Below are 15,671 nucleotides of genomic sequence, written 5' to 3'. Positions count from 1 at the left end.
CATGACGACGGTCAACGGGTTGCCCGCTCATATCCTGCTCGTGCACGCGATCGTCGTGCTTCTGCCGCTTTCGGCGCTGCTGCTGGTGCTGACCGCGTGCCTCGCTCCGGTGCGGCGGAGGCTGGCCGGCGCGAACGCGATTTTGTCGGTGCTGGTGGTTGTCCTCGTGCCCATTACGACAAACGCGGGCGAGTGGCTGGAACGACGCGTTGCGCGGACGCCGCTCGTGCGCGCGCACACGGAGATCGGCGACACGGCGATCTGGGCGGCGATCCCGGTGGCGGTGCTGGCTTTGGCGCTGTGGTGGCGGCAGCGGGAGGCTGGTGCCGGCGGTGGTGCTGGCGCGGCCGGTTCCGGTTCGGCTGCGGCGAGTTCCGGAACGGCGGACGTGGCCGCGGTGGCGACTGGTCGCGGGGTCTCCGCTGATGCCGGTTCGGCTGACTCGGCCGCGGCGGGTGCTGCCGCGGCCGACGCGCCAGCGCGTGCTGACGCGGCGGGAAGTGTCGCGACCCGTGCGGCTCACGGCGGTGCCGGCCAGACGAGCGGAGCCGGCCATACCGGTGCCGCCGGAACGAGCCGTCGTCGCACCTTCCTCGCGCCCGCGTCGAAGGCGGTCACCGTGACGTTGACCGTCCTTTCGGTGCTGGCCGCCGGGGCCGCGGTTTACGACATCGTGCGGATCGGCGACTCCGGCGCGCAGGCCAGCTGGCAAGGGCAGTTCCAGCAGAATCCGTTGCCGCGCGTGCGATAGTGGGGTCCGCCCGCCAGGAAGGACCCCATGACCGCATTGCCCGTCCATCGGTTCCGTGCTCGCGACGGGCTGGAACTGGCCTGCCGCGAACTGGGCGAGGGCACGCCGGTCGTGCTGCTGCACGGGTTCACCTCGTCCGGCGAGGCGTGGCTGCGCGGCGGGCTGGCCGGACAGCTCGCCGAACGCGGATTCCGGGTGCTGCTGCCGGATTTCCGCGGGCATGGGGCGAGCCCGCAGCCGGACGACCCGGCCCGCTACCCGCCGGATGTGCTCGTCGACGACGGGCTCGCGCTCGTCGAGCAACTCGGCCTGACCGGGTACGCGCTGGGCGGGTACTCGCTCGGCGCGCGGGTCGCGCTCCGCATGGTCGTGCGCGGTGCGCGGCCGACCCGGATCCTCCTTGGCGGGCAAGGGCTCGCCGCGATGCGGAGGGGCGGCGGAGGCGGTCCGCTGCACCGGGTGCTCACGGCGTTGACCGAAGGCCGGGCAGTGGAGTCGTCCGACGCCGGGACCGCGCACTGGATCCGCCGCCTCGGCGCCGACCCGCGCGCGTTGCTGCACGTCCTTCATTCGGTCGTGCCGACGCCTGATCTCCCCGCGCTTACGATTCCGGCGCTCGTCGTGGTCGGCAGCGAAGACCACGAGCACGCCGACGCCGAGCCGCTCGCGCACCTGGTGAACGCGGGATTCGCCGAAGTACCTGGTGACCATTACGACGCTTCGGCGGCACCGGAGTTCACTGCCGCGGCTGTGCGGTTTTTCCTCGCCGGAAGGCGCTAGCCGAGGATCTGCTTCCCGCCGGCGCGGTGCGTCCGCCAGTCGTCCGGGTCGTGGTTGACCCACACCGTCACGTCCGGCCGCGCGGCCAGCAGCTTCAGCTTGCGCAGCGAATCGAGCGCCCGCACCGAATCCACGTCGACCGGGATTCCGGTGGTCTGGCTGATGTTCTGCTGCACGTGCGCGGCGTCGCCGCTGAGCACGAGGGTCCGGCCGTCCTGGCGCAGCTGCAGCCCGAGCGACCCGGGAGTGTGGCCGGGCAGCGAAAGCAGGGTCACGCTGCCGTCGTCGAACAGGTCGTGGTCGTAGCCCGCGGGCAGTTCGTTCCAGCTGATCCGCGCCGCGGCTTCGAGGTCCTGCTTGCGGAAGAACCCGGCCAGATGCGCCGCCGGCTGCTGGGCGTACCGCAGTTCGCCGGCGCCGGCGAAACCTTGCGCGTGCGGGAAGTGCGCCAGGCCGCCGGTGTGGTCGAAGTGGGCGTGGGACAGCACGACGTGCCGGACGTCTTCGGTGCGGAAGCCCAGGTTCTCGATCTGCCGGTCCAGCCGGAACTCCTCGGGGAACACCGCCTGGAACGCCTCGGCCAGCGGGCCGTAGACCGCGCCCGGGTCGCCCGCCGCCTCGGGGGCGAGGCCGGCGTCGAAGAGCACCAGGCCGAGGTCGTGCTCGACGAGGAACGCGGGCAGCGGCATCACGACCGGGGCGGTGCCGCCTCCGGTGAGCACGAAACTCTCGTCGGCGGTCATCGTCGGCGCGTCCAGCGCCCACGCCCGGCGGATTCCGGTCATTCCGCTTCCTCGCTCTCTGCGTTAGGGTGTTGCTTTATATATTAAGTTTAATCTATCGAACGAGGGAGTTCGAGCGATGCGCACTCGGGGAGCAGTCATCCGGCAGGCGCCCGGCCGGCTCGAGGTGACCGATCTCGAGGTCGACGACCCGTACGAGGACGAGGTGCAGGTCCAGCTCGTCGCGTCCGGCCTGTGCCATTCCGACGACCACCACGTCACCGGCGACATCCCGGTCGGCGGCTATCCGTTCGCGCTCGGGCACGAAGGCGCGGGCGTGGTGACCAAGGTCCGCCCGAACAGCAAGGGCATCGAGGAGGGCGACCACGTCATCTTCTCCGCGATCCCGTCGTGCGGGCACTGCCGCTGGTGCGCCACCGGGCACGCCAGCCTCTGCGACCTCGCCGCGGGCATCCTCGCCGGACCTCGGTTCACCGACGGCACCTACCGGCTGCACACGCCCGACGGCACTCCGGTCGGCCAGATGTGCGGCATCTCGACCTTTGTCGAAACCACGACGGTTTCGCTCGCCTCGGTGGTGAAGATCGGCAAGGACATCCCGCTGGACAAAGCATGTCTGGTCGGCTGCGGCGTCAGCACCGGCTGGGGTTCCGCGGTGCACTCGGCGCGGGTCCAGCCGGGCGACACGGTGATCGTGATGGGCATCGGCGGGATCGGCGTGAGCGCCCTGCAGGGCGCGGTGCACGCGGGGGCCTCGCAGGTGATCGCGGTCGATCCGGTGCCGTTCAAACGGGAGCAGGCCGCGGTGTTCGGCGCGACGCACGCGGTCGCGTCGATCGAGGAAGCCACGGAATTGGCGAAGCAGTTCACCAACGGCCAGGGCGCGGACGCGACGATCGTGACGGTCGGCGTGATGCGGCCGGAGTACCTGCGGCAGGCGCTGTCCTCGGTGCGCAAAGCGGGCACCGTCGTGACGACCGCGGTCGGCAAGCACGAGGTGAGCGAAGTGCCGCTCGACCTGTTCGAGCTGACGCTTTCCCAGAAACGCGTGCAGGGCACGTGTTTCGGGGCCACGAACGGGAACTGGGACGTGCTGAACCTGCTTCAGCTCTACCGCGACGGCCGGCTCAAGCTCGACGAGATGATCACGCGCAGCTACTCGCTCGAGGACATCGCCCAGGGCTACGACGACCTGCACGAGGGCAAGAACATCCGCGGCATCGTGCGGTACCGGTGAGCCGCGCGGAACCCGGCCGATCCGGCATCCGGAGGACTTCATGACGAACCTGCACGCCGCCCTGCACGTCGGCGGGAAATGGCTGACCGGCGAGGGGCCCGAGATCCGCTCGGTGAGCCCGTCGACCGGCCGCGAACTGGCAGTCACGCCGTCCGCCGGCCCGGACCAGGTCGCGGCCGCCGTCGCCGCGGCGCGCCACGCGTTCGACGACGGCGAGTGGAGCAGGCTGGGGCCGCGCGAACGCAGCGGCTTGCTGTACCGGCTCGCGGACCTGATGGAACGCGACCGGGACCGGCTGCTCGAGCTGGCCGCGCACGAGATCGGCTCGCCGGTCGGCAACGCCGAACTGCACGTCGACGGGCCGATCGCGTACTTCCGCTGGTTCGCCGAGGCCGCCCGGCGCGGCCCGCGCGACGGCTGGGAAGAACCCTTGCCGCTGCACCACGATCCGCTGACCTCCGCGAGCACCTTGCTGCGCGAGCCCGCCGGGGTCGTCGCGGCGATCACCGCGTACAACGGCCCGCTGATGCTGTGCGCGTGGAAGCTCGGCCCGGCGCTCGCGGCGGGCTGCACGACGGTGCTGGTGCCCTCGCCCAAGGCGATCCTGTGCAACTCGGCGCTGGTGGAACTGGTCGAGGAGGCCGGATTCCCGCCCGGTGCGGTCAATCTCGTGTTCGGTCCGCCCGCGGTGACCGAGCAGGTCGTGCGGGCCGGCGAGGTCGACCTGGTGAGCTTCACCGGATCGCCGGCGGTCGGCGGCAAGGTCATGGCGCTGGCCGCGCCGGGGCTGAAGAAGGTCGTGCTCGAACTCGGCGGCAAGTCGCCCAACATCCTGCTTCCGGGCGCCGACGTCGCCTCGGTCGTCGCTCCCTCGTCGCTGCGGTTCTGCCGGAACGCGGGACAGGCGTGCGGTGCGACGACGCGGACTTTGGTGCCGGAGAAGGATTTCGACGAGTTCGTCGAGCGCTCGGCCGAATTCCTCGGCAGCCTCGTGGTCGGCGATCCGTTTTCGCCGAAGACCGCGGTGGGCCCGCTGATCACCGGCGAACACCACCGGAACGTTTCCGGCTACGTCGAGCGAGCGGTGGCCGAGGGCGCGACGGTGGTGACCGGCGGCGGGCGCCCGGCCGGTCTCGACGAAGGGTTCTTCTTCGCCCCGACGCTGATCACCGGTGCGCCGAACACCGCCGAGATCGCGCAGGAGGAACTGTTCGCGCCGGTGGGGATCGTGCTGCCGTACCGCGAAGTCGACGAGGCGATCCGGGTCGCGAACGACACCAGGTACGCGCTCAACGCCAACGTCTGGGGCCCCACTCCGGACGCGCTGGCGGTGGCGCGGCGGATCCGGTCCGGAACGGTCACGATCAACGGAGGCGGCGGCCGCCGGACCGACGCGCCGTGGGGCGGCCCGGGGTACAGCGGGATCGGCCGGGAAGGCGGGGAAGAGGGTTTCCGGGAGTTCTTCGAGGTGAAGCACGTGCAGTGGCCGCTGTGACCAAGGTCCGTGAGGGGAACCCCAGGGAAGCAGATTCCCTCAGGGTTCTCCTCACGGACAGCTGATCAAGCGCCGATCCGCCGCTCGAATCCCTCCGGGATGATCAGGTCGTCGCGGCTCAGGTCGTGCACGCTGCGGTGGCCCAGCGCGAGCAACGTCGAATCGATGCCGTTACGCAGCACGTCCAGCACGTTCTCCACTCCGGACTGCCCGCCCGCGGCGAGGCCCCACAGGTACGCCCGCCCGATCAGCACCGCGCGGGCGCCGAGTGCGAGCGCCTTCACGACATCGCTGCCCCGCCGGATTCCGCCGTCCAGCAACACTTCCACCTCGCTCCCGACCGCCTCCGCGACCGCGGGCAGCGCGCGGATCGTGGCGGGGGTGCCGTCGAGGTTGTTGCCGCCGTGATTCGACACCGAGATCGCGCTGACCCCGGCGTCGACCGCGCGGCGGGCCTCGTCGACGCGGTACACGCCCTTCAGCAGGAACGGCCCGTCCCACTGTTTCCGCAGCCAGCTCACGTCTTCCCAGCTCGGCGGCGCGGTCTGCATCCACTGGCCGTACGCGCCGAAGAACGACGGCACCGGCGTGCCCGGTTCGGCCATGTTCGGGACGCTGAGGTCGGGCAGTTTCTTGGTGCGGGCGTAGGCGAGCAGCCAGCGCGGATGCATCATGCCCTCGGGGGCGAACCGGATCAGCTCGCGCAGGGTCAGCTTGTCCGGGATGTGCGGGCTGCCCCAGTCGCGGCTGTGCGAGAACGACCAGTCGAGCGTCAGGATGATCCCGACCGCGCCCGCGGACCGGGCACGGTCCAGGCGGCGCAGGATGTCGTCGCGGCTGCCGGTCCAGTACACCTGGAAGTACGTGTTCGGGTTGGCCGCCACCACTTCCTCGATCGGCTTGCTGGCGAACGACGACAGCCCCATCGACGTCCCCCGCGCGGCGGCCGCGCGAGCGACCGCGACCTCGCCGTCGGGGTGCACGGCCTGCACGCCGGTCGGCGAAATCAGCACCGGCAGCGCGACGTCGCGGCCGAGGACGTTGGTGCTCAGGTCGCGTTCGCCGGGCAGTCCGGCGGTGCGCGGGGCGAACCGCAGTTCGTCGTACGCGGCCAGATTGTCCTGCAGCGTCAGCCCTTTTTCCGAACCGGCGATCAGCGCCGAGTAGACGGAGGCGGGCAGGCGTTTCTTCGCCCGGCGCTGTGCTTCGGCGACGGATTCGAACCAGGTGGTGCTCATCGTTTTCCCTTCGGGTCGACGCGCAGAGGGCGCCAGGAGACGCGCGGCCGCAGCGGGGCCGCGGTGCGGTGGTTGAGGCAGCCCGCCCACACCCCGGCGCCGTACGCGAGATCGTCGGCGACCGCACCGGCGGTGTAGCGGAGGGGATCGAGATCGGGGCGTTGCCGCAGCCATGCGGTGAGCGGCGGTCCGGCGAGCAGCGACGCGAGCGCGACCCGTCGTCCCCAGCGTTTTCGCCCGCCGGGCACCAGGAGCGCGGCGAGCAAGGGCGTGGCGAATTGCGTGCTGTAGCGGCCGAATCCGAGCCACGTTTGTCCTGCGGCGGTGGCCATCGCTTGGGTGACGCCGGTTGTCGGCACGTCGCTTCGGCGCAGCACCCGCGTCATGCTGAACACCGCGGCCGCGAACGCGGCGGCGGCGGGGAGCGGTCGGCGAGCCAGCAGTGCGGCGACGGTCAGAGCCGGCCACGGATGCAGGACGAGCGGGGCCATCGCGGCCGGACGCCGGAGGGCCAGCGGCGCGGCGGAAGTGCCGTAGCTGGCGCGGCGGCGGAGCAACGCTCGCCACGTCGCCGGTTCGTGGTGGTCGACGTGGGCGGACGGGTCGTAGCGGATCCGGAAGCCCGCGTCGTGGAGCCGCCAGCCGAGGTCGACGTCCTCGCCGACGCGCATTGCCGGGTCGAAGACCGCGCCGTCGCGCTCGACGGATTCCAGTGCGCTCCGGCGGACCAGCAGCGCGGCAGTGGGCACATAGGACAGTCGGGTGCCGGGCGCGACGCGGGCGGCGGAAGTGCCCAGGTCGAGGCTGCTGGCGGCGCGGGTGTAGCGGCCGGCCCAGGTGTCGGAGGAGAGCGGCCGGACGCGCGGCGCGACGGCGGCGACGAGCGGGTCGGCGAAGTGCCCGGCCAGCCGGTCGATCCAGTCCGGCGACGGGACGCAATCGCTGTCCAGGAAGGCGATCAGGTCGGTGGAAACGTGCTCCAGCGCGGTGTTCCGGGCCGCGCCGGGGCCGCCGTTGACGTCGCGGCGGATGAGTTTCGCGCCGTGTGCGGAGGCTGCCGCGGCGATCGCGGCGGGGTCGGCGGATCCGTCGTCGACCACCAGCGCGGGGTAGCGGCCGTCGAGTCCGGCGAGGCAGCGGCCGAGCAGTTCGGCGCGGTCGCGGACCGGGATCACCACGGTCGCGTCCGCGGGTTGGGCCGGGGGCAACGGGTGGGCGAATCCGGCGTCGGTGAGCAGCCGGGCGAGGACGCCTTCCGCCGAGGTGGTCACGGGGTCGTCCGCCAAGCGTTCCCACGCCGTCTGCCCGGCTTTCGTCAGGCGCAGCACGCGAGCCGGGGAGCCGCCGAAGAGGAGGCCGTCGGAGAGTTGTTTGACGCTCGGGTCCAGGGCGAGGCGGAATCCGGCGGGCAGCGGGATGGTCACAGCGCCAGCCCTCCGTCCACCGGGAGCACGGCCCCGGTCGTCGCGCTGCTTTCCGGACTGGCGAGGAAAGCCAGGACGGACGCGACTTCGGCGGGATCGAGCAGGCGTCGCAGGGGCTGTTGCGCGGCAAACGTTTGCGCGTCGGGAAGGTCGTACAGGCGGGCGCTTTCGGCGAGAATCGGGGTGTCGGTCGATCCTGGGCTGACCGCGTTGGCAGTGACGCCGGAGTCGCCCAATTCCGTGCCCAGCGCGCGAATCAGGCCGGCGACTCCGGCTTTCGCCGCGCAGTACGCGGCGAGCATCGGCAATCCGCGGGTGGCGGCGGCGGACGCGACGGCCAGGAATCGCCCGGAGCGAGGTTTCGGACGGCGCAGCAAGGCGGGGATCGCGACGTGAGCGAGGTTGAGGACGCCGCGGAGATTGACGTCGAGGACCGCGTCTTCCTGCTCCGGCGGCATTTCCCAGAGCGGTACGCCGCCCGCGATCACTCCGGCTGCCGCGATGGCCGCGTCGAGGCCGCCCCAACGTTGTTCCGCGGCGGTCACCGCTGCGGACAGTTGGGAGCGATCGCGGACGTCTGCGCGGAATTCCTCCGCGATGCCGCCACTTTCCCGGATTCTTGCGACCACTGTGGACAGTTCTTCCGCGGTGCCCATCGGGTAGGGGAGGGCGGGGTCGTTTTCGGCGACGTCCACCGCGAGCACGGCCCAGCCTTGTTCAGCGAGCTTTGTCGCGGTGGCCGCGCCGATGCCGCGGGCCGCGCCGGTCACGAGAGCCGCTTTCATGGCGTCACCGCGGAAGTCCAGTCGCGCACATGCGCGCGCAGCTGCGCCGTGAGGTCGTCGAGAAGATCCCGGCCTTCGTCCGCCGTCGCTCCGGTGGGATCGCCGAGAACCCCGGTTCCGGTCACCGCGCGCACCCCGCCTCGGCGCAGAACCGGAAGCAACTCGCCCAGCGGCCGGGTGTCGCCTGGAACTGCTTGGTCCAGGCGCACTTTGTCCGGGTGAAGAGCCAGCTGCAGAGCGGTTTCCGGCCGTCCGGCGTGCGGATCGCCTTGCCAGCGCGGTTCGAACACTGAGACGTCCCGCGATTCGGCGCGCAGGGTCGCGACCGCGCGGGTCACCGAAGCCGCGTTGCCGCCGTGCGCGGACACGAAAAGCAGACGCCGGAAGGTTTCGCCGGCCGATCGGCCCAGTTCGACGAGCAGGAGTTCGGTGACGGCTTGGCCGATCGACAGCGTCCCGGCGAATCCCGCGTGTTCGCCGCTCGATCCGTACGGAACCGCGGGCGCGACCAGCACGTCCGGTCGCTCCGCGGCGAGCCGGTCGCACAACGCCGTCGCGATGTCGGTGTCCGTGCTCAGCGGCAGGTGCGGGCCGTGCTGCTCGGTGGCCCCGAGCGGCACGGCGAGGATCGCGCCGGACGCCGCCCGTTCGGCGACGTCCGGCGACGACAGATCGGCCAGGCGCATTTCAGCGGCCCGGGGCGAAGCCCGCGAGCGGGTTCTCGTCGCAGGCCCGGTCCGGCGGGCGGCGCATGCCGATGGTCACCGGCACCTTGCGGTGCGAGTGGTCCAGCGACGGCTTCGGCACGCTGCCCGCGGCGCCCCCGGCCAGCGCGCGTTCGCCGTGGCCGCGCACGCATTCCGGGTCCGGGCCGTCGAGCGGGAGCCCGGTGAAGAACTTCGCCGCCATGCAGCCGCCGCGGCAGGCGTCGAACGCCGAGCACGACGTGCAGGCCCCGCCGCTCTGCGGGCTGCGCAGTTCGGCGAACAGCTCGGATTCCCGCCACACGCGGGTGAATCCGCCATCGCCGCGCGTGTTCCCGGCGAGGAAGGTGTCGTGGATGGCGAACGGGCACGCGTAGACGTCGCCCACCGGGTCGATCAGGCACACCACGCGGCCCGCGCCGCACAGGTTCAGCCCGGGCAGGCCGCCGTCGCCGTAGCCGGCGAGGTGGAAGAACGAGTCGCCGGTGAGCACGTTTTCGCCGTGCTTGACCAGCCAGTCGTACAGTTCCCGTTGCTGGGCGGCGGTGGGGTGCAACTCGTCCCAGACGTCCGCGCCGCGTCCGGACGGGCGGAGCCGGGTGAGCCGCAGCTGGGCGCCGTAGCGGTCGGCGATCGCTTTGAAGTCGTCGAGCTGCCCCGCATTCTGCCGGGTCACCACGACGGAAATCTTGAAGTTCGCGAACCCGGCGGCGGCGAGGTTCTCCATCGCCCGGATCGCGGTGCGGTAGGAGCCGGGGCCGCGGACGTGGTCGTTGACCTCCTCGGTGGCTCCGTCGAGGGAGATCTGGACGTCGACGTAATCGCTGCCGGCGAGCCGTTTCGCGACGTCCTCGGTGATCTTGATGCCGTTGGTGGAGAATTTGACGCCCACGTGGTGCTCGGTCGCGTAGTCGACCAGCTCCCAGAAATCGGGCCGGACTGTCGGTTCGCCGCCGCCGATGTTCACGTAGAAGATCTGCATGCGCTCGAATTCGTCGATCAGCGCCTTGCATTCCTCGGTGCTCAGCTCGCGCGGATCGCGGCGGCCGGACGAGGAAAGGCAGTGCACGCACGACAGGTTGCACGCGTAGGTGAGTTCCCAGGTGAGGCAGATCGGCGCGTCGAGCCCGAACTGGAATTCGTCGACAAGCGACATCACACGCTCCTCGGATGGATCATGTCCGACGCCGCGAGGGCGGCGAGGGCGGCGCGGTAGCGGGGAAGTTCGGCCGGCGCGACCCCGGCCTGCGCGCATGCCGCGCGGGCGGAGGGGTGGTCGGTCAGCGCCTGCACCGCGGCGAGCATGGTGCGGCTCTTGAGAAAGGACAGCCGGCGGGTGCCGAAGTGGTACAGCAGCGCGCCGAACCGCTCCGGCCGGATGGAGACCCGGCTGTCCAGTTCCCAAGCACCGTCCAGATCGAACGCCGCGGCCCTGCGATCAGTAGACACCGCACATTCCGTCGATCGAGACCTCCTCGACGAGCAACTCGTCGGCTACGACCTCTTCGGCCTTCGTCTCGGCAGCGGCTGTCGTCTCGCTCATCGTGACTCCCTTGTCTCGTTCGGCGATATTTGACACTTGGTGTCGAATGTGAGGGGGACAATACTGTCACTGTGTGCCAGAAGCAATGCCCCGTCGATGCGGGACACCCGAATGGGCGTTCGCGGCGGCCGGGAACCGACTGCCCCGCCGGTCCGACTCCTCAGGAGGCGGACCACGCGAAGGGAGCAGGATGGCCATCGGCATCGGTATCGGCGAGGAGTCGCGCACCGGACCGGCCCCGGCGACCGGATGGGCGGCGATTCGCCCGTTGGTGCTGCGGCTGCACTTCTACGCGGGAGTGTTCGTCGGACCGTTCCTTCTGGTCGCTGCGCTGACCGGGATCGCGTACGTGTGGACGCCGCAGCTGGAACAGGCTGTCTACTCGCACGAACTGCACGTCCCGGCCGCCGCCGGCGCGCTCCCGCTCGACCGGCAGGTGCTCGTCGCGCGCGGTCGAGTGCCGGACGGAAAGATCATCGGCCTGCGCCCGGCGCCGTCCGCGACCGACACCACCCAGGTGATCTTCGACCGTCCGGGCCTCGCGCCGAGCTATCGGTACACCGTGTTCGTGAACCCGCACGACGGGGAGGTTCGCGGCGCGCTCGAAACCTACGGTTCCGGGCAGGCGTTGCCGGTCCGAGGCTGGATCGACACCCTGCACCGCAATCTCCATCTCGGCGACTTCGGCCGGCTGTACAGCGAACTGGCGGCGAGCTGGCTGTGGGTGATCACTCTCGCCGGGGCGGCGTTGTGGCTCGGCCGCCGTCGACGGTTGCGCGCCGTGCTCTTGCCGTCCGCCGGAAAACCCGGCCGCGCGCGGCTGCGCTCCTGGCACGGCTCGACCGGCCTGTGGATCGCCGCGGGTTTGCTGTTTCTCTCCGCCACCGGGCTGACCTGGTCGCTGCACGCCGGCGCGAACATCACCGACCTGCGGTCCTCTTTGGACTGGACGACGCCGTCGGTCCCGGCCGGTGCTCCCTCTCCCGGCGACGTCGGCTGGCAAGCGGTCCGCGACGCGACCGCACGCGCCGGATTGTCCGACCCGGTGGAGATCCGGCCGCCCTCGGACGGCGGATACGTCGTGCAGCAGGTCGGCCGGGGCTGGCCGTCCCGACAGGACTCGATGGCGGTCGATCCCGGCACGGGGAAGATCACCGGGACGCTGAGGTTCGCCGACTACCCGCTCGCCGCGAAACTGAGCCGGTGGGGGATCGACGCCCATATGGGGCTGCTGTTCGGGGTGGCGAACCAGGTCGTGCTGACGGTGCTCGGGGTGGCGCTGACGGGTGTGGTCGCGTGGGGGTATCGGATGTGGTGGCTGCGAGGTCGTCCTGGCCGGTCGTCGGGCGGCCGGGGGCGGTTGCGCGCTGAGTCTGGCCGGTTGCCGGGGAGTGTGGAGTGGGTGCGTTGGCGGGGCGGGCGTGGCCGGTCGGCGGGGCGTGCTGGATGGGTGCGTTTGCGGGGGCGGAGCGAGTCTGGCCGGTCGCCGGAGCGCACCGGGTCGGTGCGTGATGAGGGACGCGCCGAGAGCTTGTTGATGGGCGGCGAGGCTGGCGGCGTCGGACTGCCGTCCGGTCGGTTGTCGACGAGCGGCGCTGCTTCTGGCCCGATGCCGCTCGAAGGTGCCCGGCTGCGCGACTCGGGAAAGTCGCCGGACGGTCGGGGTCGCTTCGGACGGATGCCGGTGCGGGGCGCCTGGCGGCGAATTCCCGGGCGAGTGCTGGCTCCGGTGCTGGTCGGAGTGGCGGCAGTGGGATGGTTCCTGCCGGTGTTCGGGGTGTCGTTGCTGGGTTTCCTGGCGGTGGACTGCCTGCTGGGCCTGCGCCGGGCGGCCGCGCGATGATCACCGAACCGGGTCTGCGATGGATCCTCACCGTGCTGTTCGCGGCGGCGGGGGTGTTCTGCCTGTACCGATGCGTGCGACGTCCCGGCTTGACCGGACGAGTGGCGGACGCCCTGCACGCGGCGATGTGCGCGGGAATGGTCACGATGGCTTGGCCCGCGACGATGACTTTCGCGCGGATACCGCAGGTCGTGCTCTTCGCGGCGGCCGCCGGATGGTTCGCGGTGACCGCGGCGCTGGGATTCGGCCACGGACGGCTGCCCGGAGCGCACCACGCGCTGATGATGGCCGGGATGGCGTGGATGGCGTTCGTGATGCCGTCGGCGATGGCGGGAATGACGATGTCCGGGACCGCGCTGGGCGGCGAGCACGCCGGAATGGACATGGGCGACGCCGGGATGACCATGACCGGACACGTACCGGCGCACGTGGTGGTGGTCGCGGTGGTGCTGGCGACGGTCTTCCTGGCAGCGGGAATCGCGTGGCTGGCCCGGGCGATCGACCACGCCCGGGCAGTCGCCCGTCCGGGACGCCGGGAGGTCGGGTTGGCGATGGAAGGCGTGATGAGCTTGGGAATGGCGGTGATGGCGGTGGCGATGATCTGAGCCCGAGCTGGACTTCGCGGCGGCCGGTCGGGCGGCATTGGGGGCGATGGTCGGTGCTGTGCGGTGGCTGATCGCACGCGGGGTTCGCGGTGGTGAGGTCCGGCGTTGTGCGGTGGCTGGGTGCGCGGGCGTGGTTTCGCGATCGTGGCGATGATCTGAACCCGGGCTCGGCAGTGCGGTGGTCGGTTGCGGAGGGAGTTCGCCGCTGTGGTGAGGGCTTGAAACGGGTCGGGCTGTGCGGCGGTTGCTGCGCGCGAGGTTCGCGGTGGTGGTGATTCGAGTCGAGCGAGGTCGCGTCGCGTCGGCTTGGGTCGCCGAGGCTGGTGGCGGTGGTGGGTTTGAGTCGGGTGGGGTTGTGTGTGTCGGGTTGGGTGGGATTTCCGGCGATGGCGGGAGACCTGAGCCCGGGGATGGCTGGGTAGCGGGTTCGCGATCGCGGGCAATGGCTCGAGGTCGTATGGCACCTCGTCGGGCGGTCGCGATTCGCGGGTTGGCTTTGGGGGGGGGGCGGTTGTCTTCGACCGGGTGGTGGCTCGCCCGGTCGGTGCGGTGAACGGGAAAGGCTTCGCGGGTTTGCTCGGTCCCCGGCGGAGCCTGTCCCTTCGTGCTTCGACTCAAGGCGTGGCGTCCCAGGCCCGGCAAGTAGTGGTGAGGGGCGATTCCCGGGCTGCGCGGCCGGTTTTCCGCCTGGTGGCTGGCGATGCGCATTGCCGCTCGGTGCGGTTGCCGAGCTGGGCTCTCGAAGGGCGTGCGTCAGACTGCGCGGCCGGTTTTCACGAGGTCGCGGCCGCTGGGCCGGCTGGGTGAGCTTGCCAAGCCGGGCTTCCGGAGCGGGGTGCGTCAGGCGGCGCGGTGTCGTCCGGTCGGGCGTTGGGAATCGCGGCTGCGCTTCGGGTGGGGGCGGACCAGGGCGAGTGCGCCGTGGGTCGCCACAGTGGTGTGGTTCGGGTCGTCGGCGGTGTCGGCGAGGTCTGGGCCCGGTTGGTGCCGGAGGCGGTGCTGTCGGTGGACGGCGTAGAGCAGCGCCAGTCCGACGACCAGGAACACGTGCGACAGCACCCGTGCGACGGTGACGCGGTCGCCGATCAGATCGCTGGTCGTGAGCACCGCGAGGACGAGCACGAACCCGGTGATCATCGGCAGCTGCCCGGCCGCGGCGCGGGTGCGCAGGGCGGCCCACAGCAGTCCGACGCCGACCGCCAGGTTCCACGCCGAGCTTTCGTTGATGAGGTGGCCTTCCATGAAACCGCCGCCGTGGGCGGTGTCCATGCCGAGCAGTTGCGCGAACGCCAGTCCGCACTGGACCAGGCCGACCAGCCCGAGCGCGACTCGCAGGCCCCATTTTTCGCGCGGCGGGGGAGGGGTTTCGGCGAGGATCCGGTCGGTGAGGTCGGGCACCTCGGGCGCGCTGCGGACCAGCAGGGCGCGGCGCAGCGTCGCGCTCCGCTCGTACCAGTTCCGGCACGACGCGCAGGTCTCGAGATGCTGGTCGACCTGCGGTTCGGGCAGCGGGCCCGCTTCGCCGTCGAGTCGCGCGGACAGCGCTTCGCGGAAGATTTCACAGCTCACGTCTGTCATAGTCGCTCGGCTGCCCGCGCGAGTTCCCGGCGGGGACGGCGATTTTTCTCCGGGCTGGTCTGGGAACCGGCTCGGACGGGCATGGACTACCGTGACGTCCGTGTCCACCGGCCGCGACAACGACGACGAGCGGATCACCGCGCTGGCCCTCGCCGCCGGCCGCGGCGACCGGATCGCACTGGAAGCCTGGGTCCGCGCGACGCAAGCCGACGCGTGGCGGTTCCTGGCCCACCGCACCAGCCCGGCCGAAGCGGACGACCTCACCCAGGAAACGTACCTGCGCGCGTTCGGCTCGCTGCCGCGCTTCGCGGGCCGGTCGTCGTCGAGGACGTGGCTGTTGTCGATCGCCCGCCGGGTCGTCGTGGACCGCATCCGCGCGCGCTCGGTCCGCCCCCGCGAATCCACGACGGCCGACTGGCAGCGCGCGGCCGAAGAACAGTCCGCCCGGACGCGCACGGCGGGCTTCGAGGACCTGATCGAACTCGGCCTGCTGCTGGACACCCTCGACGAGGACCGCCGGGAAGCCCTGGTGCTCACCCAGTTCCTGGGCCTGTCGTACGCGGAGGCGGCCGAGGTGTGCGGCTGCCCGGTCGGGACGGTGCGGTCCCGGGTGTCCCGTGCCCGCGAGGATCTGCTGCGCGCACAGGAGGAGAACGACACCGCGATGTGACGCGCGGGTGGTTCCGGTTCTCTCGGCGCTCGGCCGCTGGCTCGGGGTCGTTCCGTGTCGTGGGATCGGTCGGCTGGCCGCTGCTCGAGTCAGGTTGGCGCCGGGAGGTCGGGATGGTGGCATCGTCGGACGACGGCGGCTGGCCGGTCGCTCGACGGTGATCGCTTGGGGCGGGCCGTGACGGATTGCCGGGTCGGGTGGTTTGCTCCCTTCCGAAGCCGAAGCCGAAGCCGAAGCCGAAGCCGAAGCCGAAGCCGAAGCCGAAGCCGAAGCCG

At 71.3% G+C, this 15,671-nt stretch carries 16 protein-coding genes; 7 read left to right on the top strand and 9 right to left on the bottom strand.

Features of this window, described 5'->3' with window-relative positions; all coding sequences use genetic code 11:
* The first annotated feature begins 1 nt into the window (after position 1).
* Positions 2-751: a hypothetical protein gene (locus tag L942_RS04240; RefSeq protein ID WP_037355152.1), complete on the top strand. Its 750-nt coding sequence runs from the start codon at positions 2-4 to the stop codon at positions 749-751.
* A gap of 27 nt (positions 752-778) precedes the next feature.
* On the top strand, positions 779-1,531 hold the full coding sequence (locus tag L942_RS04235) for an alpha/beta fold hydrolase (RefSeq protein ID WP_037355149.1): 753 nt from the start codon (positions 779-781) through the stop codon (positions 1,529-1,531).
* On the opposite strand, the gene L942_RS04230 is transcribed toward L942_RS04235, so the two are convergent.
* Positions 1,528-2,316 carry an N-acyl homoserine lactonase family protein gene (locus L942_RS04230; protein ID WP_051165708.1) on the bottom strand — a complete coding sequence of 263 codons (789 nt, stop codon included), beginning with the start codon at positions 2,314-2,316 and terminating at the stop codon, positions 1,528-1,530. The genes L942_RS04235 and L942_RS04230 overlap by 4 nt on opposite strands.
* A 76-nt stretch (positions 2,317-2,392) precedes the next feature.
* Between L942_RS04230 and L942_RS04225 the strand changes: the two genes are divergently transcribed.
* Positions 2,393-3,511 (top strand): NDMA-dependent alcohol dehydrogenase, encoded by a 1,119-nt coding sequence (locus L942_RS04225; protein ID WP_037355147.1) that lies wholly within the window; start codon positions 2,393-2,395, stop codon positions 3,509-3,511.
* Between the two features lie 40 nt (positions 3,512-3,551).
* Entirely contained in the window at positions 3,552-5,006 is a 1,455-nt protein-coding gene (locus L942_RS04220; protein WP_037355146.1) for an aldehyde dehydrogenase family protein, read from the top strand.
* A gap of 65 nt (positions 5,007-5,071) precedes the next feature.
* Here L942_RS04220 and mftD read toward each other — a convergent pair whose 3' ends face one another.
* From mftD to mftA, 7 genes are read right to left on the bottom strand one after another with little or no spacing between them, the layout of a single operon-like run.
* Positions 5,072-6,244 (bottom strand): pre-mycofactocin synthase MftD, encoded by a 1,173-nt coding sequence (gene mftD, locus L942_RS04215; RefSeq protein WP_037355144.1) that lies wholly within the window; start codon positions 6,242-6,244, stop codon positions 5,072-5,074.
* Complete coding sequence (gene mftF / locus L942_RS04210) at positions 6,241-7,668, bottom strand: mycofactocin biosynthesis glycosyltransferase MftF (protein ID WP_037355143.1); 1,428 nt, start codon at positions 7,666-7,668, stop codon at positions 6,241-6,243. The genes mftD and mftF overlap by 4 nt, the downstream gene beginning before the upstream one ends.
* Positions 7,665-8,453, bottom strand: a complete 789-nt coding sequence (locus tag L942_RS04205; protein WP_037355141.1) for a mycofactocin-coupled SDR family oxidoreductase — start codon at positions 8,451-8,453, stop codon at positions 7,665-7,667. The genes mftF and L942_RS04205 overlap by 4 nt, the downstream gene beginning before the upstream one ends.
* Positions 8,450-9,139: a mycofactocin biosynthesis peptidyl-dipeptidase MftE gene (gene mftE, locus L942_RS04200; protein ID WP_037355138.1), complete on the bottom strand. Its 690-nt coding sequence runs from the start codon at positions 9,137-9,139 to the stop codon at positions 8,450-8,452. Before mftE ends, L942_RS04205 begins: the two co-directional genes overlap by 4 nt.
* 1 nt (position 9,140) lies before the next feature.
* Entirely contained in the window at positions 9,141-10,313 is a 1,173-nt protein-coding gene (gene mftC / locus L942_RS04195; RefSeq protein ID WP_037355136.1) for a mycofactocin radical SAM maturase, read from the bottom strand.
* The gene (gene mftB, locus L942_RS04190) at positions 10,313-10,606 is read right to left on the bottom strand and encodes a mycofactocin biosynthesis chaperone MftB (protein ID WP_037355134.1); all 294 of its coding nucleotides are present in this window, start codon (positions 10,604-10,606) and stop codon (positions 10,313-10,315) included. Before mftB ends, mftC begins: the two co-directional genes overlap by 1 nt.
* The gene (gene mftA / locus L942_RS04185; RefSeq protein WP_037355132.1) at positions 10,596-10,700 is read right to left on the bottom strand and encodes a mycofactocin precursor MftA; all 105 of its coding nucleotides are present in this window, start codon (positions 10,698-10,700) and stop codon (positions 10,596-10,598) included. The genes mftB and mftA overlap by 11 nt, the downstream gene beginning before the upstream one ends.
* A 190-nt stretch (positions 10,701-10,890) precedes the next feature.
* Here mftA and L942_RS04180 point away from each other — a divergent pair, with 190 nt between their 5' ends.
* The gene (locus L942_RS04180; protein WP_051165707.1) at positions 10,891-12,543 is read left to right on the top strand and encodes a PepSY-associated TM helix domain-containing protein; all 1,653 of its coding nucleotides are present in this window, start codon (positions 10,891-10,893) and stop codon (positions 12,541-12,543) included.
* Entirely contained in the window at positions 12,540-13,148 is a 609-nt protein-coding gene (locus tag L942_RS04175) for a DUF5134 domain-containing protein (RefSeq protein ID WP_037355130.1), read from the top strand. The genes L942_RS04180 and L942_RS04175 overlap by 4 nt, the downstream gene beginning before the upstream one ends.
* 840 nt (positions 13,149-13,988) lie before the next feature.
* Here L942_RS04175 and L942_RS04170 read toward each other — a convergent pair.
* Positions 13,989-14,726, bottom strand: a complete 738-nt coding sequence (locus tag L942_RS04170) for a zf-HC2 domain-containing protein (RefSeq protein WP_051165706.1) — start codon at positions 14,724-14,726, stop codon at positions 13,989-13,991.
* A gap of 100 nt (positions 14,727-14,826) precedes the next feature.
* Between L942_RS04170 and L942_RS04165 the strand changes: the two genes are divergently transcribed.
* Entirely contained in the window at positions 14,827-15,396 is a 570-nt protein-coding gene (locus tag L942_RS04165; protein WP_037355279.1) for a sigma-70 family RNA polymerase sigma factor, read from the top strand.
* The last annotated feature ends 275 nt before the right edge of the window (positions 15,397-15,671 follow it).

This window comes from Amycolatopsis orientalis DSM 43388 (assembly GCF_000411975.1).
Taxonomy (GTDB): Bacteria; Actinomycetota; Actinomycetes; order Mycobacteriales; family Pseudonocardiaceae; genus Amycolatopsis; species Amycolatopsis orientalis_D.
Note: the sequence above shows the minus strand (reverse complement) of the source record. Positions and strands in the feature narration are given on the sequence as shown.